Here is a 22661-nt window from a genome sequence, read left to right as displayed (position 1 = left end):
TGTTTTACTCGTTTATTTGTTGATATAAAATTGATTAATCGGGATGAAGTTTTAATGAAGATAGGAATAAAATTTCTTAATGTGCAGCAAGCCAATTATCTCCTTCACCAATTTCAACAACGATTGGAACCGTCAATTTAATCGCATTTGCCATTTTATCTTGAATGATTGCTTTCATCACCTCTTTTTCAGATTTCAATACATCAAATACCAACTCATCATGTACTTGCATGGTCATTGTTGATTCTAGGTTTTGCGCCTTCATTTCTTTGTGAATATTGATCATCGCAATCTTAATCATATCGGCGGCAGAACCTTGAATAGGTGCGTTAATGGCATTTCGTTCTGCAAAACCACGTACGGTTTGATTTGCAGAATTAATATCACGCAAATACCGCCTTCTGCCCATTATGGTTTCTACAAAGCCATTTTCACGGGCGAAGTTCATCGTATCGCTCATGTAGCGCTTAATGCCAGGATATTGAGTGAAATATTGTTCGATAATCTCAGAAGCCTCTTTCCGCGGAATTCCTAAGTTCTGCGAAAGTCCGAATGCAGATTGGCCATAGATTATTCCAAAATTTACGGCCTTTGCATTTCTACGTTGCGTACTGTCAACCTCTTCAATGCCAATTCCATATACTTTCGCGGCGGTAGCGGTGTGGATATCAATATTTTTGCTGAATGCATCGAGCATGTTCTCCTCTTTGCTAATTTCAGCAATAATCCTCAACTCAATCTGCGAATAATCTGCAGAAAGCAGAATGTGGTTTTCATCACGGGCAATAAATGCCTTCCTTACTTCGCGACCGCGTTCAGTACGAATAGGGATGTTTTGTAAATTCGGATTGTTAGAACTCAACCTCCCTGTGGCGGCAACAGCCTGGTTGTATGAGGTATGCACCCGGCCGGTTTTTGGGTTTACCATTAAAGGCAAGGCGTCTACATAAGTCGATTTCAATTTTTGCAACTGACGAAAATCCAGAATATCTTTTACGATGTCGCTTTTGCTTGCTAAGGCGGTAAGTACATCTTCGCCGGTTTGGTACTGACCTGTTTTAGTTTTTTTCGCTTTAGGGTCTAATTGAAGTTTATCGAATAAAACTTCTCCCAATTGTTTCGGAGAGGCTAAATTGAATTTTATCCCTGCTTTATCATAAACATTTTGTTCAAATTTAATGATATCGGTTTCCAGCTCTTTTGAGTAGGCAATAAGGGTGTCAATATCAATCCTTACACCTTCTTTTTCAATGTCAGCAAGAACATAAACCAATGGATTTTCAATTTCCTCCGCTAATTTCGCCGCATTCAGCTCTTTTAATTTTGGTTCGAAAATATGGGCCAGCTGCAGCGTTACGTCGGCATCTTCAGCAGCATAATCTACCACATCAATTACAGGTACATCACGCATAGTGAGCTGATTTTTACCTTTTGCACCGATTAGTTTGGTAATAGAAATTGGTGAATAACCTAAATAGTTCTCAGAAAGTACATCCATCCCATGTCGCGTATCCGGATCAATGAGGTAATGGGCAAGCATGGTATCAAACAATTTTCCTTTCACTTCTACACCATACCATTTCAATACCAGGATATCATATTTAGTATTTTGCCCAATTTTTTCTATCTGCTCATTTTCAAGCACCACCCTAAACTCGTCAACTACCGCCTGCGCTTCTTCTCTTATTGCCGAAACGGGAATATAATAGCCACCGCCTGGTTTTATGGAGAACGATAATCCAACCAGTTCAGCCATGTTTGCATCAGTGCCAGTCGTTTCCGTATCAAAAGAAATCCTTTTTTCAGCTAGCAAAAGCTTAATTAAATCTGCTCTTTGCGCTGCCGTTTCCACTAAAACATAATCATGTTCGGTATTTTCAATCGTTTTGACCGGTAGTTTCTCCGCCGATTCTTCTTCAATGGTATCGGTATATTGAATCGCTTCTCCAGATTGATTTCCAAAAAGATCAGTTTGTGTTCCTTCCTGAAACCTCGCTGTAGTTACCGAAAATTCATCTCCAAAAACCCGTCTGCCAAGTGTTCTAAACTCCAGTTCGGTAAACAGTGGTTCCAATAAATCGCGACTAGGGTCGCAAAGTTCTAGGCTGGCTTCATCTAACTCAACGGGTACGTCGAGCTGGATAGTGGCTAATTTTTTTGAAATTAATCCTTGCTCCGCAAAATTCTCCACATTTTCTCGCTGCTTACCTTTGAGTTCATGTGAATGCGCAATAATATTTTCCATCGAACCATATTGTTTGATGAGCGCTTTCGCGGTTTTTTCACCAATACCAGGTATTCCTGGAATATTATCAACGGCATCTCCCCATAAACCTAAAATATCGATAACCTGCAGCACGTTTTCTATTTCCCATTTGGCTAAAATCTCTTTCACGCCCAAAATTTCCATTCCATTTCCCATACGGGCAGGTTTGTAGATGAAAATATTTTCTGATACCAGTTGTGCAAAGTCCTTATCAGGCGTCATACAATACACCTGGTAACCTTTCTGTTCAGCTTTTTTGGCCAATGTTCCGATAATATCATCGGCCTCATAACCATCGGAAGTAATTACTGGGATATTAAAGCCGGTGATTAGTTTGATTACAAAAGGCATGGCGGCTGCCAAATCTTCAGGCATAGCCTGCCGATGAGCCTTATAAGCTTCGAAAGAGGTATGTCTTTCTGTAGGCGCTTCGGTGTCGAAAACCACTGCAATATGTGTTGGTTTTTCTTTCTTTAATACATCAAGCAAAGTATTGGTAAAGCCCATAACGGCCGATGTATTTATTCCTGTTGAGGTAAAACGGGGATTTTTACTCAACGCAAAATGTGCCCGGTACATCAGCGCCATCCCATCTAAAAGAAAGAGTTTTTTATTCATATGATAAAAGTAACCAAAGTTCCCCATAACCGTAACCAGGTTTTTCAACAAAAAACAAATTCTTTTATTGAATTAACGTATTTTCAACATCATCAATGAAAAACGCTTTATGAAAACATTTCCTACACTAATTTTTTGTCTTACTATAGGCTTTGCAAAGGCTCAGCTCCCTTCCGATTCGCTAATTACTTACATCACTTTTGAAAATTCAAAAGGCTATAGCAAAGGTTATGGAACGTCGGTAGAAAGGCCTATCGCCACTGGTGCATTTACTAATCTTGCAGATAGATCTTTATTGAAATTGCGCATGGCCAAATTGGAAAGTTCGTTTAGGTGGCCGAACGGTACTGCAATTGATTTTACAAGTAGATCGAGCACCGCTGGTAAGTCTGGAATTGTAGACCGTTATGTCTTAACTAATCCTTCTACCAAAGAGCAGGTGGTGCTGTATGTTGATCCCTACCATACTGATTCCCTTTACTACATTCCTGAAGGATTGGTGTTGGTAACGAAAGAGATGTTAGCACGGGAAATTGCACCACATTTACTTAAAATTGAAACAATAGCTAAAACAGCTGATGTCTTTGTAGATTCGAAGCAGTTGATAAATGAAGAAATGCAGTACCTCAATATTAAGGTAGGAATTGCTTCTTTTGTTGACCGAGAGAATTTAATTAAAGTATTTTCGGATACGCAGGCAGATAATGATTTGAAAAATTTTCTCTTTAATACTTATGTGCTTAATAAATTTTATGCCCTGGGTAAAAATTTCTCGAATGCTAAAGGTTATGCTTATGGTAAAATGAAAGATGCGTTTTTAAACTTCCGGCAAAAACACAGCGATATAAATGCTGGTAACATTAAAATTAACTTGAATTAATACATTTCAGTAATTTGTAGCGTTATTTGTGAGAAGCATAGTCACGATGAAAATTTTATTAAGCATTCTTTTATTTCTCTCTGTCAGTACAGGTTCCTTTGCTCAGGATTTCATTCTTAAAAATAATGATGAGGTGATCCGTGGTACTATAAAAGGCACCGATTATTTCTTTGTATTGATTAGTGCAAATGACGAAGCTGATGTTATACTTCCAGCGAAGGATGTAAAGAATTTTTTCTGGAATGGCGATAGCTACCTAAGTAGGGGCTTTGCTAATGGCCGTAATTTTGAATATCGTTTTGTGAAAGTGATTGAATTGGGAGCCGTTAACCTTTATGCTTTTGGAGGAGGAACGTTGATGCCACCGACAAAAGATAAAAAAGTAAGATTTAGGCCTTCAGTGGGTATTGGAACTGGAACAGGAGGCTTTGGAGGTATTGGAATGGGTGGAGGAATCAGTATTGGTGGAGGAAGAAGTGCAGCGCCAGAGCGACCAGCCGGAGCCCCTGCTGTGCGTTATTTTATTGAAAAGCCAGGCGCCGGGCCGTTACAGGAAGTACCCATGAAAGCCATTACCGATGATGATAAAAAGGCAAGCGTGAAAACGATTTTGCTGCAAAAATTGGGGGATAATGAAAGTATGAGAGCTAAAGTGGAGAATAGTGTATCGTTTGATAGTCGCGAGGTAATTGAGTTGATTAAAGCGTACAACTCGACAAAAAAGTAGCCGCTCTTATCTCGCGCAACAGTTTAATAAATGATCATTGACCATTCCGGTGGCTTGCATAAAAGCATAACATATTGTGGTTCCAAAGAATTTGAAGCCACGCTTTTTCATGTCTTTGCTAATGGCATCGGATAACTCTGTTTTTGCTGGAACATCACTCATCCTTTCTACATTATTTTCGATTGGTTTTCCATCAGGAATAAAGCCCCACATATATTTAGAGAAACTCCCAAATTCCTTTTGAACTTCGATGAATAATTTAGCGTTCGTAATCGCACCATTTACTTTTAACTTATTTCTGATGATGCCCGGGTCGTTCAATAGCCGTTCTACATCTTGATCATCAAAAGCCGCTACTTTTTCTACTTCAAAGATTGCAAATGCCTTACTGTAATTTTCTCTTCTTTTCAGAATGGTAATCCAGCTTAAGCCGGCCTGTGCTCCCTCCAAAAGTAAAAACTCAAATAATATTTTATCATCATAAACAGGCTTTCCCCATTCTTCATCATGGTATTTTATGTAGAGCGGGTCGGAAGTTGCCCATGAGCAGCGTGTTTGCAATTCCTTAGTCTTCAGTCTAGAGTCGTGAGTCATATTACGCGAATTTAGCGCGATTGTTAATCATGAAGTTCAGCAATTTACTAATTTCTTCGCATTTCGAATCTAATGCAGCAAATGTTTCAATAGTTATATATCTGCAGGCCAATGCAACATTAAGCCAAACTTGTGTTTCACCATTCTCCATGTCAGCATCTGTTAATTTGCTAATGAAATGATTGGGATATCTTCTCTTTTTATATGCTTCTCCAACACTACTACAAACAGATCTTGATGATCTTCTGATTTGATCAACTAAACTTTATTGTTCAGTTTTTGGAAAGTCATTTGTTAACAAGTAGATTTCCATTAACAATGAAAATCCTTTCTTGTAGACGATTAGTTCTCTAAATTTTCCCATGCTATCTTTTTATCTTATATAGCATTTCGAAAAGAGACTAAGGACTATAGACTTAAGACTTCGGACTAAGCGAAAGTTCATCCCAATACTCTACCGCTCTTCTATAATGTGGAATAACGATACTGCCACCTACTAAATTAGCGATCATAAAGATTTCATTCATTTCATCGCTGTTTACGCCTGCATCATGGCATTTCCCCAGGTGATATTTAATGCAGTCATCGCAACGCAAAACCATTGAAGCCACCAAACCTAACATTTCTTTTGTTTTGACGTCGAGGGCGCCTTCGGCATAAGAAGTGGTATCCAAAGCGAAGAAACGTTTGATGTTTGTATTGGCAGTTTCCATTATTCTATCGTTCATTTTTTCACGATAGCCGTTAAATTCTTTTACTAACTTTCCCATAATAATTATTGAATGATTAAACTTTGATGATTGATAATTGGAATTTGAAAACTGAGAATTGAAAACTGAAAACTGAAATTGGCTACTCCTCCAAATCCATCGGATTCCAAAATACCTTTTTAAAGTTCACTACCTTATCATTTTTTACTTCCACACCTTCTTTCAACAACAATTCCTCCATCAGTTCTGGTGGATCGAAATGAAATTTCCCCGTAAGCAAACCGTTACTGTTTACCACCCGGTGTGCGGGTACTTTCGGGTGTGCTGTACCAGCGTAACTCATGGCATGACCAACCATTCGCGATGATTTTGCTGCTCCTAAACTCTTCGCGATAGCGCCATAAGAAGTCACTCTCCCTTTCGGAATTAAGCGGGCAATCTCATACACCATTTCGTAAAAGTTGGTATCCATTATTCAAATGAAAACTGAATGTAATTAATATTTTTATCGTGAAGCAAATACTTCTTTTCGTAATAAGTTTTAATAGATAACACGTTATCTGCTAAATCAGATGTGTACAAATGATCAGTATTTTTATGTACAACCAAGTTTAGTTCCTCCACTTTTTCACAAGTGTAGGCATAAAGCTGGTCGTTATCCGTTTTTAGATTTACTTTGCCCCCTGGCTTTAAAACTGTTTTGTAGCGATTTAAAAACACAGGGAAAGTTAAGCGTTTTTTCTCTCTGCTGTCTTGTGGTTGAGGGTCGGGAAAAGTAATCCAGATTTCGTCGATTTCTCCCTCAGCAAAATAATCCAACAAATTCTCGATTTGAATTCTTAAAAACGCAACATTGTCAATTCCTTCTTCAATGGCGGTTTTTGCGCCACGCCAGATGCGGTTGCCTTTATAATCTACACCGATAAAATTTTTTTCAGGAAATAATGTTGCCAAATTTACCGTGTATTCGCCTTTGCCACAAGCCAGCTCCAGTACGACGGGATTATCATTTTTGAAATGTTCAGCAGCCCATTGGCCTTTAAGCGCTTTCCCTTCCTCTAATTGATATACGTTTGCAAAAGTTTCTATCTCAGCAAAACGTCTAAGTTTATCTTTACCCAAAAGTTTTTTTTTGGCAAATTTACAATTAAAACATTATCCAGAGTTGTTTTTCCTGCCATAATGATTCCTTTTCAGTTTATCAATTGTATTTTTGCAGATTATTTAAAAGCAACACATTGGAAAAGAGCGCTAAAATATACATTGCTGGCCACCGCGGTATGGTTGGTTCGGCGATTCTCCGTAAGCTGGAAGCAGAAGGTTTCGATAATTTAATCACCAGAACTTCTGCTGAATTAGATTTAAGAAATCAACATGCCGTAACCGAGTTTTTTGAGGCGGAAAAACCAGATTATGTATTTCTTGCTGCGGCCAAAGTAGGCGGTATTGTAGCCAACAATACTTACCGGGCAGACTTCCTGTATGAAAATTTAGCCATCCAAAATAATGTGATTCATAATGCTTTTTTATGTGGTGTTAAGAAATTGATGTTTCTAGGCTCAAGCTGTATTTATCCAAAATTGGCACCACAGCCATTAAAAGAAGATTACCTATTAACCGGCACATTGGAGCACACCAATGAACCATATGCCATTGCTAAAATTGCAGGGATTAAAATGTGCGATGCGTATCGTGATCAATATGGCTGTAATTTTATCTCGGTAATGCCAACCAATCTCTATGGTTATAACGACAATTACCATCCTGAAAATTCACATGTTTTGCCTGCGCTAATTAGGAAAATCCACGAGGCAAAAATAAATGATCATAAAAGCGTTACGGTTTGGGGTTCGGGTACCCCGATGAGAGAGTTTTTATTTGCTGATGATTTAGCTGACGCCTGTTTCTATCTGATGCAAAATTATAGTGAGCCTAACCTGATCAACATTGGTACTGGCCATGATCTTACCATAAAAGACTTAGCGTTGCTGATAAAAGGGGTTTTACAGTTTGAAGGTGAGCTTGTATTTGATTCCTCAAAACCTGATGGTACCCCGCGTAAATTAATGGATGTAACTAAATTGCATAATTTAGGATGGAAGCATAAAATAGAATTAAGAGAGGGGATTGAATTGGCCTACCAGGATTTTCAAAGCAGGTATTAAATCAAGCTATATTTTTTGATAGTTAAAATTGATATATTTGAGCAAATTAATAAATTTTAACTATAATGACTTTAGTTCAGCTTGAATACATCGTTGCCGTAGATACTTACAGGAGTTTTGTTATTGCTGCAGAGAAATGTTTTGTAACGCAACCAACATTAAGCATGCAAGTGCAAAAGTTGGAGGAATTGCTAAGCGTTAAAATCTTTGATAGAAGCAAACAGCCAGTATCTCCAACTGAAATCGGTGCGCAAATAATTGCACAAGCCAGGATCATTTTACAGGAAAGTGGAAAGGTAAAAGAGCTCATCAATAGCCAGCAACAAGATGTACTTGGCGAATTGCGCATTGGAGTTATACCTACCGTGGCCCCATATCTACTGCCTCAGGTGATTTCAGCAATGCTGGAAAAATACCCTGAACTAAAACTCCTCATTTGGGAATATACTACCGAAGATATTATTCATCATTTAAAAACAGGTGTACTGGATTGTGGTATTTTGGCCACGCCTTTAACAGATGCTAACATTATCGAATCGCCATTGTATTACGAAAGCTTTGTAAGTTACATTAGCAAGAACAGTAAGCTTTACAAAAAGAAAGCTGTAGATGCTGAAGACCTTAACGATGAAAACATATGGTTATTAAATGAAGGACATTGTATGAGAAACCAGGTGCTGAACATTTGCCGATCAACAAAAAACAACAGATTACAGGGTTTGGAATATAATACCGGCAGTGTAGAAACCTTGGTGAGGATGGTAGATTTGAACGGTGGTGCAACATTGCTGCCCGAATTGGCCATTGCAGAATTAAATGCCAAACAAACCAATAAAATCCGTCATTTTAAATCTCCAGAACCGGTAAGGGAAATTAGTTTGGTTACACACAAAAACTTCATTAAGATGAGAATGTTGAATGCCTTGAAAGAAGAGATTTTAGCCATTATCCCAAAAACAATGAAGCAAAAAAAGAAAAAAGACATTGTAGGAATTTAAGCATAGCTTGTTTTTTGATTTAGAATATCCATCTTCTTTCTATAAATAGCCGTTAGCGGCTGACTCAATTAGAGAAGAGTTACATAATGCTCACTTCCAAATTTTTGATTCAAAACCATTAATCATCTGCATAGCTTGCTCTACAACCTATTGTATTAAATTAATTACTTGGTTTGGTTTTTGTTTTATTCGCTTATTACTTATTAATTTAGCAGTCACAACAAAACAACGTGAAAAAGAATATATTCCTAATTGTAATATTATGCATAGCTGCATATTCAGCTCATGCGCAAAAGCCTACCTATTTAGAGATGTTAGCCAATCAGCCCAAATGGGTTGATTCTGTTTTTAAAAAACTTAATCGTAGAGAAAAAATTGCCCAAATGTTTTTCGTTCGGGCGCACACCAATCTAGGTCAGAAATATACCGATTCGGTAGGTTTGGTAGTTAAAAAAGAGCAGTTGGGAGGGGTGATATTTTTCCAGGGCGGACCAGTAAGGCAAGCCCGTGCTACAAATGCCTACCAAAAAGTAAGTCATGTACCTTTAATCGTGGCAAATGATGGCGAGTGGGGTTTGGGTATGCGTTTGGATAGTACCATTTCGTTCCCCTACCAAATGACGCTTGGAGCTATCCAGAACACGGATTTGATTTATAGAATGGGCCAGGAAGTGGCCAAAGATTTTAAGCGAATGGGTATGCAGATGAATCTTGCTCCTGATGCCGATATCAATAATAACCCAAAAAATCCAGTAATCAATTATCGCTCGTTCGGTGAGAATAAATACAATGTAGCAACCAAAACCGGCGCTTACATGAAAGGGATGCAAGATGGCGGCTTGCTAACCACATTAAAACATTTCCCTGGCCATGGCGATACGGATGTGGATTCGCATTACGATCTTCCTCAACTTACCTTTACAGCTGCCCGATTGGATAGTTTGGAGATGTATCCTTTCAGAGAACTAATTAAGCAAGGTGCTTCAGGTGTGATGATTGCTCACATGAATATTCCGTCTTTAGATAACACCCCAAATCTACCATCAACACTGTCAAAACCAATCGTTACGGGGATTTTGAAGCAACGTTTAGGATTTAAAGGCTTAATTATTTCTGATGCCATGGATATGAAAGGCGTGGTAAAATATTTCAAAAATGGTGAGGCGGATTTGTTGGGCATTATTGCAGGAAATGACATTTTAGAGCTTTCGGAAAACAGCGATAGAGCCATAACTTTAGTGCGGAAAGCGGTAAGGCAAGGCCGAATCGATATGAAAGCTATTGATGAAAGTGTGAGGAAAATATTAACTGCCAAATATTGGGCAGGTTTGGGCAGTAGAGATACAGTAGTTACCCAAGGAATTGTTGCTGGTGTAAATAGAGGTACAAGTACTGCCCTGGTGCAGGAATTGGCCAATGCCTCGGTTACCTTACTTAAAGGAAAAGACTACATTAAAAATATGGTGCCAATTAGAAGGACAGCCATTATCAGTATTGGTGTTCCATCGGTTACCAGATTCCAAAAAGAGATCTCAAAAGGATTTTACAACTCTGTTTATTACGTTTTGGATAAGGATGCAACGTCAACTCAAATATCTAACGTAGCTAGAGAAATTGGCGCCTTTGATCAGGTAATTGTAGGGATTCACGATAGTAGAGCCAGACCAGGAAATAATATTCCATTAAACGCAGGCGTAAAAAATTTCATTAAGGAACTTTCAACAAAGAATACTGTATTTTCTCTTTTTGCAAATCCATATAATTTATCGGCTCTACCAGGCCTGGAAAACAGTAAAGGTTTAATAGTGGCTTACCAAAAAGAAGACTATATGCAAGTTTCGGCAGCTGCGGTAATTAATAACCGTTTGGTGCCAAAAGGGAAGTTGCCAGTAAGCATTTTGCCTAATTATAAGTTTGGTGATGGATTGTAGGTTGATATAAATGCGGATTGAAAAAATTGCTATTTCTTAATCGAGCTTAAGTTTTGTAAATAGGGTTAGTTATCAGATGATTATCTGCATCACGCCGATATTCATCTGTTAACTAATATCTGCTAAATTTATTCAGCATTTTCTTTCATTGATTTTCCTGTCAGCAAGTATAATTTTTATCTTTGTTTTGAGAAAATTTGCAATCAAATGTCAGAAAATTACATCGCCGAACAAACCTTCAATAAACAGGATTTTACTTTACGTTCATTATCAAAAGCAGAATACGAAAACTGTAAATTCAATGGTTGTAATTTTTCCAGCTCCGATTTAAGTGGTGTAAAATTTCTCGATTGCGAATTTATTTCTTGTAACCTAAGCTTAGCTGATTTAACCAAAACAACATTTAATGAAGTAAGCTTTAACGATTGTAAAATGCTCGGTTTGCGCTTCGAAAGTTGCAATGATTTTGGTTTAGCTTTCTATTTTAATAATTGTAAAATCGATCATTCTTCCTTTTATAAACTCAAAATAAAAAAGACCGAATTTAGAAATTCACAACTCCACGAAGTTGATTTTTCTGAATGCGATTTGTCTAATTCCATCTTCGATAATTGCGATTTATTGAGCGCAACGTTTGATAAAACGATTCTAGAAAAAGCCGATTTTAAAACGGCTTATAGTTATTCTATCAATCCGGATAATAATCGGATAAAAAAAGCTAAATTTTCCCAATCCGGGTTAGCTGGCCTTCTTACTAAATATGATATTTTAATCAGCCAATAGATAAAAATAAAAGCTTCCAAAAATTAAGGAATAATTCTTCGCTAAAATGTTACACTTCTTTTGATGTAACCTGAAAATATTGTAAGTTTAAAGTTTTTTAAGCGAGGTAGCTTAGAAAAATTTTATCCCAATCAATGTTACGCGTCGATAGTTCTAAACCTTGTAAAGTGGTGTACTCTTTGTGCAAACATGAGTATTTAGGCTATTTAATTGAGCCTCATATTGTTCAATTAAATCCACAAGGTGATTTTTCATTTACCTATCAACGAATTTTTACCCATACCGCAGAAGAATTTGCAGCTTGCTTGACTGAAATCGACTATAAGCTAATTAAGATTTTGGATGATATAGAGCAAGATTCTGTAATCAAAAAATACTATAAAAAGTTAATCAGACCTACCGAGTTTTTTACCAAAATCTTCGATGTTAAATTCTATGATAGTGTTCGCCCTAAAATAGAAAAAAAACTTGCCGAAGCACTCGAGATATTGAAGGTTAAAAATGAACTTTACGTCATGGATAAAGACGGGTGGCCAGTTGAGCGCAAAATCGAATTGGCTGCCGAACCTGCTTCAATCCTTTTCCACTTCCGTAGAAATGAAACCGAAACTAGGTATTTCCCTACCATTAAATATCAAAACCTGCGCATCGAATTCATGTTTAAGGAGGCGCAGATTATTAGTAACAAACCTGCCTGGTTATTATTAAATGATGTACTTTACTTTTTTGATCAGGATATAGAAGGAAAAAAACTGCAGCCATTTCTGGCGAAACGATACATTGCTATTCCGAAAGCTACCGAGGCAACATACTTTGAAAAGTTTGTTGCTCCACTTATTGAAAAGCACCATGTTTACGCCGAGGGTTTTGAGATCAGAACAGAACAGTTTGAGGCAATCCCAATTATAAAGGTTTTATATGTTGATGGTGGCTTATCGCAAATTCAGTTATATTTTAAGTATGGCGAATATACCTTCCCTGTCGAAAACGCACACAAAGTAACCGTTCGTTTAGAGAAAACTGATGACAATTATATTTTCCATCGTATAAAACGTTCGGCAGATTGGGAGAAAAAACAATATAACTTACTTTTGTCCCTGGGGTTAAAAAAGACAAGTTCGCTTTTTAGTAATTTAGAGGTTGCTGTAGAAGAAGAAAGCCCGAGTTATGCAGCAATTAACTGGGTGAATGAGCACATAGAAATTTTGCTTGCCGCAAGTTTTGAAATTGAACAAGCCACAGGGCAAAAGCGTTTTGTTTTCGGAGCCAATAAAATTGATTTAGAGGTAAAGGAAGGCAACGATTGGTTCGATATCAATGCGGTAGTTTGGTTCGGTAAATACCAGATTCCTTTCCTTTCATTAAAACAGCATATTTTACACAAACGAAGGGAATTTTTGCTTCCCGATGGAGAAGTAGCCATCATCCCTGAAAAATGGTTCACCCAATATGGAAGTCTGTTTAGCCTTGCCGAAACTACCGGTGGAATAAAGTTAAAAAAGCATCATATCGGTTTAATAAATGATTTGGCTGAAGACAGTTTGGCGAATGTAACCTTAGAACGCAAGCTGCAACGATTGGTAGATTTTGAGGATATCGCCGATACACAGATGCCAGTTAATTTTAAGGGCAGTTTACGCGACTATCAAAAAGCTGGTTACAATTGGTTTAGCTTTTTGAGGGAATATAACTTTGGCGGTTGTTTGGCCGATGATATGGGTTTGGGTAAAACTATCCAAACGCTGGCTATGTTGCAAAAAGTAAAAGAGGATGATCAAGCTGGTGGATTACAATCTACTTCCTTAATTATTATGCCTACTTCGTTAATTTATAACTGGCTTACCGAGGCAAAGAAATTTACCCCAAAGCTGAAAATCTATGCCCATACGGGTGGTAATCGAAATAAAGATGTAGCGAAGTTTGCCAGCTACGATATTATTATTACCACTTACGGTGTGACCAGGGTAGACATAGAAGAGCTAAAAAACTTTTACTTCAATTATGTTATTTTGGATGAAAGCCAGAATATCAAAAACCCATCTTCTAAATCATTCAAATCCGTTCGGAGTTTGAAATCTAAACACCGACTTATTCTAAGTGGTACGCCAGTAGAAAATTCAGTAGGTGATTTGTGGTCGCAGCTTACCTTTTTAAACCCTGGATTACTGGGTACGCAAGCTTTTTTTTATGATGAATATGTACAGGCGATCGAAAAAAAGAAGGATGAAGAAAAAGCACGAAAACTCCAGTCTTTAATAAAACCTTTTGTACTTCGCCGAACCAAGGAACAGGTGGCCGCAGAATTACCTCCAAAAACCGAGCAGGTCATTTATTGCGATATGAGCGAAGATCAAGCCGCTTATTACGAAAAAACCAAATCTGCTTATCGCAACGATTTATTGGAAAGTATGGATAACGGCACTTTTGCGCAAAAACAGGTTCAACTTTTGCAGGGCTTAACCGCACTGCGACAATTAGCTAACCATCCGGTTATGATCGATGGAACCTACGATTCTGATTCAGGTAAGTTTGAGAATGTAATCCATACACTTGATAATGTATTAAAGGGTGGACATAAGGTGTTGGTGTTTTCTCAATTTGTAAAACATCTGGATATCTTTAAAAAACACTTCGATGCAGAACACATTCCTTTTGCGTATTTAGATGGAGCAACCAGAAATAGAGGCGAAACTGTTTTGGAATTTCAACAGAATGAAAATTTAAAAGTGTTTTTGATTTCTATCAAAGCTGGTGGTGTAGGTTTAAATCTTACTCAGGCAGATTATGTTTTCATCTTGGATCCATGGTGGAACCCTGCGGTAGAACAGCAGGCCATTGATAGAACACACCGGATTGGTCAAGATAAAAAGGTTTTTATCTACAAATTTATTGCGAAAGATACTGTTGAGGAAAAGATTCTTGCGCTGCAAAATCGCAAAAGGTCTTTGGCAAATTCATTAATTACCACCGAAGAGAGTTTCTTTAAATCGCTTAGTAAAGATGATATTAAAGATTTATTAAGGTAATACTAAAACTCTATCAAAATCAATTTGTTATATCCTAAAATTTAAAATCTACGATTATGACAAATGAAAATTTAAATACAGCCTTGAATAATGTTAAAGAGGCTTGGAAGTACCCTGAATTATTTCAAAACACCTCACGTTCTGAGCGCATATTATCTGGAGTGGTGGGTTCCTACCTTTTGTTTAAAGGTTTAACCAGCATTTTCTCTCATCCGGTAATTGGGGCTACAGGCGCAGCAGTTGGTGCCGGATTGTTATACCGCGGCATTACAGGTTATTGCCCGGCCCGCGATTTGGCAGAACAGCAGCAAGATTTAGATTTAGAATCGGATGATGTTGTGATTAAAGAAACTATCATTTCTACAGAGTTGTAGTAATAAATTCAATACGAAACTTTCATTTCTTAATAAACTGGTTAACTTTAAATGTTAATCAATAACTATGAGCAAATACGCATTATTTATTATTCCAACTTTACTAGGCATGTCAGCAATTGCACAGGAAAAGAAGATTGATCCAGCCAAAGATCCTAAAACGACCGAGGTTTGGGAACCCGTTCCTAAAGTTATTTCACCAGGTCAACTCCCTCAAAATGCACCTTCGGATGCCATCATATTATTTGATGGTAGAAACCTGGATGCATGGCATTCGGTAAAAGACCCTACAAAACCTGCCGCCTGGACAATAGACGACGGTTTTTTTACCGTTAAAAAAGGTACAGGAAATATCGAAACGAATAAAAAGTTTACCGATTATCAATTGCACATGGAATGGAAAATTCCTGCAAATATTACGGGTGAAGGACAAGCGAGAGGGAATAGCGGAGTGTTTTTAGCGTCGACTGGCGGAGGAGATGACGGTTATGAAATTCAGATTATGGATGCTTATAACAACAAAACCTATGTAAACGGTCAAACTGGAAGTGTTTACAAACAAGGTACTCCTTTAGCCAACGCAAATAAAAAACCAGGAGAATGGCAATACTATGATATCATCTGGAATGCGCCACGTTTTAACGATGATGGTGCGGTTGAAAAACCGGCTATCGTAACGGTATTATTAAATGGTGTACTCTTGCAAAACAGCTTTGTACTAAAAGGAGAAACCAGGTACATTGGTGCGCCAGAATATAAGAAGCATGGTCCATCATCAATAAAATTGCAAGATCATGGCGATCCTAGTCCTCCTATTAGCTTTAGAAATATTTGGGTTAGAGAATTGTAAACCTAAAATTGAAACCTGCAAATGTAAAGTTGCAGGTTTTTTTATTTCCTTTGTTTTGACGATGCTTAGTTTAACAAGTTAATATTGCTATTTCGATGGAAGGTTTCTTTTTTCTTGCAATATGTCGAGATAGTCTTTCATATCAATCATTTCTGCACCCAAACTCAAAAGATGATCGTTCGGCATTTGACAATCAATTAATTCAACATTCAATTTGCTTAAATAAATTAAGGCGACTTTCGAAGCGTTACTGACATGGCTAAACATACTTTCGCCACAAAAAACACGATTAATTTTTAAGCCATATAATCCGCCAACCAGAGTTTCTTTTAACCAAACTTCAATACTATGGGCAAAACCTTGTTCATGTAAATTGATATAAGCTTTTTGCATTTCATCGGTAATCCATGTGCCATCTTGGCCCTGCCGTGGTGTATTGGCGCAATTTATAATTACTTCAGTAAATGCTTTATCAAAAGTAACGGCGAAAGTTTCAGCAGCTAAAACTTTTTTCATGCTTTTACTAATCTTTATTTTTTCTGGAAAAATTACACATCGCTCATGAGGGGCGTACCATAAGATAGGATCACCTTCGCTAAACCATGGAAATATCCCATTTGAATAGGCGTTGAGTAATCTATCTATACTTAAATCACCACCAATCGCCAGTAAACCATCAGGTTCAGCTAACTTCGGATCGGGAAAACTATGGTTCTCTTCAAGCAGTTGAAAAAACATGTGCGAAAATAAGAAAGAAAACAAACATTAAACCCTGACGTTTAATTTATGTCATACTGTTAAATTGTCCATTATGAGCGCAAAAGATAATTTCATCAAAGTAAAGCATCTTTACAACCGTGCAGGCTTCGGCATTTCTTATCCTGATTTAAATAAACTAAGCAAAAAGAACATCAACAAAGTTGTTGATGGGTTACTTCAAGAACCCAGCAAGGACGGTGCCATCACTTTGGCAAACGATTTCGAATCGAGAAGGCAAATGCTGGTTCAAGCCGGCTTGTACGCGAAAAAAGATCCAACTGATGATGAAAAGAAAATGCGTAGGGAAATTGTCCAGATGCAGAACGCGGTAAGTCGCGATTTGAATATTGCCTGGGTTAGTAAGATGATCAATACCGATAGCCCATTGCAAGAGAAGATGACCCTATTTTGGCATGGGCATTTTGCTTGCCGGAACAGTAACCCCATGTATGCACAACAACTCAACAACATACAACGCCAGCATGGTTTAGGAAGCTTCAGAATGCTGTTACTTGAAGTATCAAAATCTCCCGCTATGTTGCAGTATCTCAATAATCAGCAGAACAAAAAAGGTAAACCTAATGAAAACTTTGCCCGTGAACTGATGGAGTTATTTACTTTAGGTAGAGGTAATTATACAGAAAATGATATTAAAGAGTCGGCCAGGGCATTTACCGGTTGGACTTACGATAAAGATGGGACTTTCTTTTTTAGGAAGAACCAACATGATGATGGTACCAAAACTTTTTTCGGTAAAATTGGAAATTTCGAAGGCGAAAATATCATCGATATTATTCTGGATAAACCCGAAACTGCCACCTTCATCAGCAGAAAAATTTATAAGTTTTTTGTAAATGATACTCCTAATGAAGAACACGTTAAAGAATTGGCAAACCATTTTTATAACGCTAAATACGATATATCCGAAATGATGCGGAAATTGTTTACCGCTGATTGGTTTTATAGCCCGGAAAATGTAGGTACTAAAATAAAATCGCCCGCTGAGTTTTTGATTGGTTTAAGTCGCGAATTTTTCGTTACCTACAATAAGCCGCAAGTACTCATTCAACTCCAAAGTAGCTTAGGGCAATACCTATTTAATCCACCAAACGTGGCAGGTTGGCCAGGCGGGCAAAGCTGGATTGATAGCTCATCGCTGATGCTCAGAATGCGGATCCCCTCGTTGGTTTTAAACGATGGCGAAATCGATTTTAGCGGTAAAGCCGATCCGGAAGACGAAGCTGTAATTGCTATGAGCAGAACCGCCACAACCATGGCTAATAATACCAAGAAGCCAAAAACGTACGTAAATGCCCAAGCCGACTGGCCAAAATTTTTAGATACTTTACCCAAAGAATTAACTCCTGTGGAGCTCACGGAATTCTTGTTACAGCCTAAATTGAATAATAAAATAACCAGAATGGTTGCTGATAATAAGGGTTTAAGAAGCACAGCTATAGAAATTACAAGCATGCCCGAATATCAGCTTTGCTAAATCATCAATCAAAAAAAATAAGAAGATGAACAGAAGAAATTTTTTAAGAAATACAGGTTTTGTAGCAGCAGGTTCGTTGTTCGTGCCAGCATTTATGAAACCACTTGAGGCGATGGCACTTGATGAGCTAAGTTTATATAAAAATTTGGTGGTGGTCCAGCTTTCTGGTGGTAATGATGGCTTAAACACTGTTGTTCCGTTTGGGAACGATATTTACTATCAGAAACGTAAGGGCATTGCTATCAAACCAGAAGAAGTGATTAAGCTGAACGATATGCAAGGTTTGAATCCGAATATGCAGGCACTGCAAGAAATTTACGATCACGGCTGGATGACGATTATCAACGATGTTGGGTATCCAAACCCAGATCGTTCACATTTCCGTTCGATGGATATTTGGCAAACAGGAAGTGATAGCAACCAGTTTTTATCTACCGGTTGGATAGGAAGATACCTCGATAGCAATTGCCAAACCTGTAAATTTCCCTACACTGCCATAGAGGTTGATGACTCACTTTCTTTGGCCATGAAAGGACAAACCAAGAAAGGAATGGCCGTGAAAGACCCGGCGGCTTTATATCGCAATACTAACGAACCTTTTTTTAAGGCTGTGCTTAAGAGTGATAAGGAGCATTTGGATGAAGATAATTTAGGTTATTTGTACAAGACCATGATCGAAACGCAATCATCGGCAAGTTACATTCAAAATACGTCTAAAATTTACCAATCAAAATCCACCTATCCTCAAAGTGGTTTTGCAAATCAATTGAAAACGGTATCCAAATTTATCTCATCTGGATTGAAAACCAGGGTATATTACGTTTCCCTCAGCGGTTTCGATACACACGTTAACCAAATAAACCAACAGGGAAATTTGCTGAAACAATACAGCGAAGGCATGGCTGCGTTTTTGAAAGACTTAAAATCGAACAATAAACTGGAAGATACTTTAGTGGTTACTTTTTCAGAATTTGGCCGTCGCGTAGAGCAGAATGCGAGTAACGGTACCGATCACGGCACCGCAAATAATATGTTCGTTTTTGGCGGAAGGTTAAAAAAACAGGGCATATTTAACAGCGCTCCGAATTTAAGCGATTTAGATACTGGTGATTTGAAATATCAGCTGGATTTTAGACAGGTTTACGGCACCATTTTAGATAAATGGCTGGATGTAAATAATGCCGATATTTTAAATAAGAAGTTTAATACCCTAGATTTTATTTAAAATTAAAAAAGTTCAGAAGAAATTTTTAGACCTAATCCATAAGCAAAGCAAAAATTTCGGTCACGTTAACAAAAAGAGCTATTCCTAAAAATGAATGGCTCTTTTTGCTTAAAGTATGGAGACTTCAAATGACCTGAAACCCTTAGATTTTTGGTGTTTTATTTTCTTTTGAGTACATACACGGGCCTGCTACTGTCGGCTCCAGTTTGTTCGGAAAAGACTTGAAACAGCTCGTATCCATAAGGTTTAACTTTATTCAAAAAATCCATCGCAGATTTAAATTCCATCCTTTTTCCATCATCATCCTTAATAAAACTGTCTTCTACATATTGTACATTTTGGCCATAATCTACAGCGATAAACACTTTCTCGGAGAAGGTTCGGGAAATAGGTTTAAACTGAATGTAATCCGTTTTCAATTCGCTCAGCCTGAGTCCACTTACAGTTTGGGCTTCTGCAATACTTGTTGCGAAGCAGGCGGCAAGTGCGGCCGCAATTAATAGGTTTTTCATAATTTGTTTTCCTTTGTGTGTGAGTGTAAATTAATAAGAATCAATCAATGAAAAAACAGAAATCAATTTTCGCAGTGTAACATTTTAGGCCAATATATATCTTAACCTAAAAAATTGAATGAACTTCTTAGGCAATATCATCTGGATTATTTTTGGCGGAATTTTTATATTTTTCGAATATATTATTGGTGGTTTAATTTTATGCTTAACCATTGTAGGTATTCCTTTCGGCATCCAGTGTTTTAAGTTTGCCATTGTTGGGTTAGCTCCGTTTGGCGTTAAAATCACCGATACTTCATCCAATACAGGTTGTCTATCTACCATCATGAATATCCTTTGGCTGGTTTGTGGCGGTTTTTGGATTGCGCTAACGCATTTGTTATTTGGCATTTTATTCTGCATTACCATTATCGGGATTCCTTTTGGCAGGCAGCATTTCAAATTGATGAATTTGGCTTTCACGCCATTTGGAAAGTCAATTTCGTAAAAGGCTGCAGGTTTTGTTTACTAGCCCCGATTGTAATGGAATGCCCGTAGCGTAGCGAGGCATGAAATGAAAAGCGGGAACAAATTACCCGATGAAAACGAAAAATTGCGCTCCAAAAACTATTGTATTAAGCCAATTTTTTTAGAGTGCTCAATGGCCTCATTACTATTTTTAAATAAGCAGGCACAAACATTTTTTGCCTCTACTTTCTGAAGTAGTTCACGGGTTTCATTTTCTTTTTCAGGACGAATATTACGGATGTAAACCGCTTCGATATTTTTTGGATATTTTTCTACAATGGAGGCATATATAAATGGATCCTGCTGTGAATTATCACCAAAAAAAATAAACTTTTGGTTCGGAAAGGCATCCAAAATACGCATTACCCGGAGTAATTTGCCTTCATGACCAGTTTTTCCTGTTTTAATTAAGTCGCTCCAGCGTTTTAACGTGTTTAGCAAAAAAGCACCATCTGGCAATTTGTTAAAGTGAAATGTTTCTACCAAATAATCGTAAAGGTTCCATTCGCTACTGCTTACATAAAAGAAGGGGTTCGGCTGGTTCTTTTCGGTATGGGATAACGCTAGCTGCTGGTAATGACTGGCGGCATCTGGAAATGTTTTTCTGGTGTGTGGATTTTTGATAAAAAGTTCTCTCAACCTTCTTCCAATAGTAGCCGAGTGTGAAATCATTACCGTATCGTCAATATCAGAAATGAAAGCATATTGTGTAATGTGCGGTACATAAACTTTGCCCTCGTTAGCAGCTAAAACCTGGTTATTTTCATCTAAAGCTTCAACTTTTACAAAATGCCAGCCCGCTTCTACATCATGTAGCGCTTCCCATTCAAATTTAAAAAAACCATCTTTTTCGGTTTTATTGTAAATGGTTTGATCGAAAAACTGTAACCTAATATTAACTAAAGGATAGGGTTTTAAGATGAAAAGTTTCAGTAAATGAATAATATTTACTAAAATATTGTTGCTGTAAATTTGAGATGTTTTAGCCCTTCGTTTAAAAACATGGCCATAAACTACCAGGTTATGTTTGTGGCCATAGCCGTGGTAAATTTTTACGCTTACAGATTTATTCATCGAAGTTAAAACAGAGTGAATTAAAAGTTGTTTGTGAAGTAACGCATTTAAGGCTAAAACATGAAATTGCTATTTATCATTAATCCAGGTTCTGGAAGTCACGATATTAATTTAAAAGAAGTAATTTCTACTCACTTCAAAGGAGGAGATGTGAACATCGAACTTTTTGAATTGCCTGATGATTGTTCGTTAGATAAAATAAAAGCTAAAATCGAACAGTCGCAACCCGACCGTGTGGTTGCCGTTGGCGGCGACGGAACGTTGAAACTGGTGGCCGAGTGTTTGTTAAATAAAGAAATTCCAATTGGGATTATCCCCGCAGGATCTGCAAACGGGATGGCTAAGGAGCTGGGAATACCTCAAGAAATTACCGAAGCACTTGATTTACTGAAATTTGGAAGAACCCAAAAGATCCACGTGGTTAAAATAAATGATGAAATATGCATTCATCTATCTGATCTGGGATTTAATGCTTACCTGGTAAAGAAGTTTGATACTTTGCCCGAGCGTGGAATGTGGGGATATGCTAAAGCGACATGGCATGCCTTGTGGAATCATAAACGCATGGATGTTGAACTGAATATTAAGGGTGAAACTATTAAATCCAAAGCAGCTATGGTAGCCATCGCAAATGCGACAATGTATGGCTCGGGTTTAAAAATTAATCCTGATGGAAAGTTGGACGATGAACTTTTTGAAATCGTTTTGGTTAAAGATTATTCATACCTGGAGATATTGAAAGTTTGGATTACACGCCTTCCATTTAACCCTAAAAAAGTAGAGATTTTTCAAACATCGGCAATTAAAATTTCGTCTAAACATAAGGCGCATTTTCAGGTTGATGGTGAATATATAGGGAAAATAAACACAGTTGAAGCCCATATATTACCGGCTGCGATAACGGTTGTGGTGTAAAATAGATTAAGAAATTTAATTTGATACTTTTGTGGTTCTTTATTTTTTTAGGTTATTCTGGATCCAATTCCTGATATCTTCAAAACGAAATTCCCCCATACTTGCAGAAATTACCAGATCATATTTTAGCTGCTGGCTAGCTGTAATATCTAATCCATTTTCTAATAGGATGAGTCGCATCAAAGTATATGCAGTTCTTTTATTGCCATCTACGAAAGGATGATTTATCAACTTTCTAAAATAGCAGAAGCT

Annotated in this window: 23 protein-coding genes; 13 read left to right on the top strand and 10 right to left on the bottom strand. The window is 37.5% G+C overall.

All coding sequences use genetic code 11. The features are described from left to right. Positions 1-76: 76 nt before the first annotated feature. Positions 77-2884, bottom strand: a complete 2808-nt coding sequence (polA, locus tag OQZ33_RS08330) for a DNA polymerase I (RefSeq protein WP_265798583.1) — start codon at positions 2882-2884, stop codon at positions 77-79. Between the two features lie 109 nt (positions 2885-2993). Between polA and OQZ33_RS08325 the strand changes: the two genes are divergently transcribed. Both OQZ33_RS08325 and OQZ33_RS08320 read left to right on the top strand, forming a co-directional pair. Further along, positions 2994-3764, top strand: coding sequence for a hypothetical protein (locus OQZ33_RS08325; protein ID WP_265798582.1), 771 nt, complete (start codon positions 2994-2996; stop codon positions 3762-3764). Positions 3765-3810: 46 nt separating this feature from the next. Continuing rightward, entirely contained in the window at positions 3811-4491 is a 681-nt protein-coding gene (locus OQZ33_RS08320) for a hypothetical protein (RefSeq protein ID WP_265798581.1), read from the top strand. A gap of 6 nt (positions 4492-4497) precedes the next feature. Here OQZ33_RS08320 and OQZ33_RS08315 read toward each other — a convergent pair whose 3' ends face one another. From OQZ33_RS08315 to trmB, 5 genes are all read right to left on the bottom strand, one after another. Next, positions 4498-5085: a DNA-3-methyladenine glycosylase I gene (locus OQZ33_RS08315; protein WP_265798580.1), complete on the bottom strand. Its 588-nt coding sequence runs from the start codon at positions 5083-5085 to the stop codon at positions 4498-4500. Position 5086: 1 nt separating this feature from the next. After that, entirely contained in the window at positions 5087-5335 is a 249-nt protein-coding gene (locus OQZ33_RS24275; RefSeq protein ID WP_265798628.1) for a four helix bundle protein, read from the bottom strand. 166 nt (positions 5336-5501) lie between these two features. Continuing rightward, positions 5502-5855 carry a carboxymuconolactone decarboxylase family protein gene (locus OQZ33_RS08305; protein ID WP_265798579.1) on the bottom strand — a complete coding sequence of 118 codons (354 nt, stop codon included), beginning with the start codon at positions 5853-5855 and terminating at the stop codon, positions 5502-5504. Positions 5856-5937: 82 nt separating this feature from the next. After that, positions 5938-6267 (bottom strand): MGMT family protein, encoded by a 330-nt coding sequence (locus OQZ33_RS08300; protein ID WP_265798578.1) that lies wholly within the window; start codon positions 6265-6267, stop codon positions 5938-5940. Then, the gene (trmB, locus tag OQZ33_RS08295) at positions 6267-6917 is read right to left on the bottom strand and encodes a tRNA (guanosine(46)-N7)-methyltransferase TrmB (RefSeq protein ID WP_265798577.1); all 651 of its coding nucleotides are present in this window, start codon (positions 6915-6917) and stop codon (positions 6267-6269) included. The genes OQZ33_RS08300 and trmB overlap by 1 nt, the downstream gene beginning before the upstream one ends. A gap of 116 nt (positions 6918-7033) precedes the next feature. Here trmB and fcl point away from each other — a divergent pair, with 116 nt between their 5' ends. From fcl to OQZ33_RS08260, 7 genes are all read left to right on the top strand, one after another. Further along, positions 7034-7960, top strand: a complete 927-nt coding sequence (fcl, locus tag OQZ33_RS08290) for a GDP-L-fucose synthase (protein ID WP_265798576.1) — start codon at positions 7034-7036, stop codon at positions 7958-7960. A gap of 65 nt (positions 7961-8025) precedes the next feature. Beyond that, positions 8026-8958, top strand: coding sequence for a hydrogen peroxide-inducible genes activator (locus tag OQZ33_RS08285; RefSeq protein ID WP_265798575.1), 933 nt, complete (start codon positions 8026-8028; stop codon positions 8956-8958). Between the two features lie 230 nt (positions 8959-9188). Further along, positions 9189-10889 carry a glycoside hydrolase family 3 protein gene (locus tag OQZ33_RS08280; RefSeq protein ID WP_265798574.1) on the top strand — a complete coding sequence of 567 codons (1701 nt, stop codon included), beginning with the start codon at positions 9189-9191 and terminating at the stop codon, positions 10887-10889. Positions 10890-11096: 207 nt separating this feature from the next. Further along, complete coding sequence (locus tag OQZ33_RS08275; protein WP_265798573.1) at positions 11097-11672, top strand: pentapeptide repeat-containing protein; 576 nt, start codon at positions 11097-11099, stop codon at positions 11670-11672. 134 nt (positions 11673-11806) lie between these two features. Continuing rightward, the gene (locus OQZ33_RS08270) at positions 11807-14698 is read left to right on the top strand and encodes a DEAD/DEAH box helicase (RefSeq protein ID WP_265798572.1); all 2892 of its coding nucleotides are present in this window, start codon (positions 11807-11809) and stop codon (positions 14696-14698) included. A gap of 56 nt (positions 14699-14754) precedes the next feature. After that, entirely contained in the window at positions 14755-15072 is a 318-nt protein-coding gene (locus OQZ33_RS08265) for a DUF2892 domain-containing protein (protein WP_265798571.1), read from the top strand. A gap of 67 nt (positions 15073-15139) precedes the next feature. Next, complete coding sequence (locus OQZ33_RS08260) at positions 15140-15922, top strand: 3-keto-disaccharide hydrolase (protein WP_265798570.1); 783 nt, start codon at positions 15140-15142, stop codon at positions 15920-15922. Between the two features lie 87 nt (positions 15923-16009). Here OQZ33_RS08260 and aat read toward each other — a convergent pair whose 3' ends face one another. Continuing rightward, positions 16010-16660 (bottom strand): leucyl/phenylalanyl-tRNA--protein transferase, encoded by a 651-nt coding sequence (gene aat, locus OQZ33_RS08255; RefSeq protein ID WP_265798569.1) that lies wholly within the window; start codon positions 16658-16660, stop codon positions 16010-16012. 73 nt (positions 16661-16733) lie between these two features. On the opposite strand from aat, the gene OQZ33_RS08250 reads away from it, so the two are divergent. Together OQZ33_RS08250 and OQZ33_RS08245 are read left to right on the top strand one after the other, a co-directional pair. Next, the gene (locus tag OQZ33_RS08250) at positions 16734-18176 is read left to right on the top strand and encodes a DUF1800 domain-containing protein (RefSeq protein ID WP_265798568.1); all 1443 of its coding nucleotides are present in this window, start codon (positions 16734-16736) and stop codon (positions 18174-18176) included. Positions 18177-18201: 25 nt separating this feature from the next. Then, a complete protein-coding gene (locus OQZ33_RS08245) occupies positions 18202-19401 on the top strand; it encodes a DUF1501 domain-containing protein (RefSeq protein WP_265798567.1) in 1200 nt (399 codons plus the stop codon). A gap of 158 nt (positions 19402-19559) precedes the next feature. Here OQZ33_RS08245 and OQZ33_RS08240 read toward each other — a convergent pair whose 3' ends face one another. Further along, positions 19560-19913 (bottom strand): hypothetical protein, encoded by a 354-nt coding sequence (locus tag OQZ33_RS08240; RefSeq protein ID WP_265798566.1) that lies wholly within the window; start codon positions 19911-19913, stop codon positions 19560-19562. Between the two features lie 118 nt (positions 19914-20031). Here OQZ33_RS08240 and OQZ33_RS08235 point away from each other — a divergent pair, with 118 nt between their 5' ends. Beyond that, entirely contained in the window at positions 20032-20400 is a 369-nt protein-coding gene (locus OQZ33_RS08235) for a YccF domain-containing protein (RefSeq protein ID WP_265798565.1), read from the top strand. A 119-nt stretch (positions 20401-20519) separates the two neighbouring features. On the opposite strand, the gene OQZ33_RS08230 is transcribed toward OQZ33_RS08235, so the two are convergent. Next, positions 20520-21494 (bottom strand): App1 family protein, encoded by a 975-nt coding sequence (locus OQZ33_RS08230; protein ID WP_265798564.1) that lies wholly within the window; start codon positions 21492-21494, stop codon positions 20520-20522. Between the two features lie 60 nt (positions 21495-21554). Between OQZ33_RS08230 and OQZ33_RS08225 the strand changes: the two genes are divergently transcribed. Continuing rightward, the gene (locus OQZ33_RS08225) at positions 21555-22409 is read left to right on the top strand and encodes a diacylglycerol/lipid kinase family protein (protein WP_265798563.1); all 855 of its coding nucleotides are present in this window, start codon (positions 21555-21557) and stop codon (positions 22407-22409) included. A 39-nt stretch (positions 22410-22448) separates the two neighbouring features. Here OQZ33_RS08225 and OQZ33_RS24475 read toward each other — a convergent pair whose 3' ends face one another. Then, positions 22449-22640: a type II toxin-antitoxin system death-on-curing family toxin gene (locus tag OQZ33_RS24475; protein ID WP_416338746.1), complete on the bottom strand. Its 192-nt coding sequence runs from the start codon at positions 22638-22640 to the stop codon at positions 22449-22451. Between the last annotated feature and the right edge of the window lie 21 nt (positions 22641-22661).

The organism is Pedobacter sp. MC2016-05 (genome assembly GCF_026239735.1).
Classification (GTDB): domain Bacteria; phylum Bacteroidota; class Bacteroidia; order Sphingobacteriales; family Sphingobacteriaceae; genus Pedobacter.
Note: the sequence above shows the minus strand (reverse complement) of the source record. Positions and strands in the feature narration are given on the sequence as shown.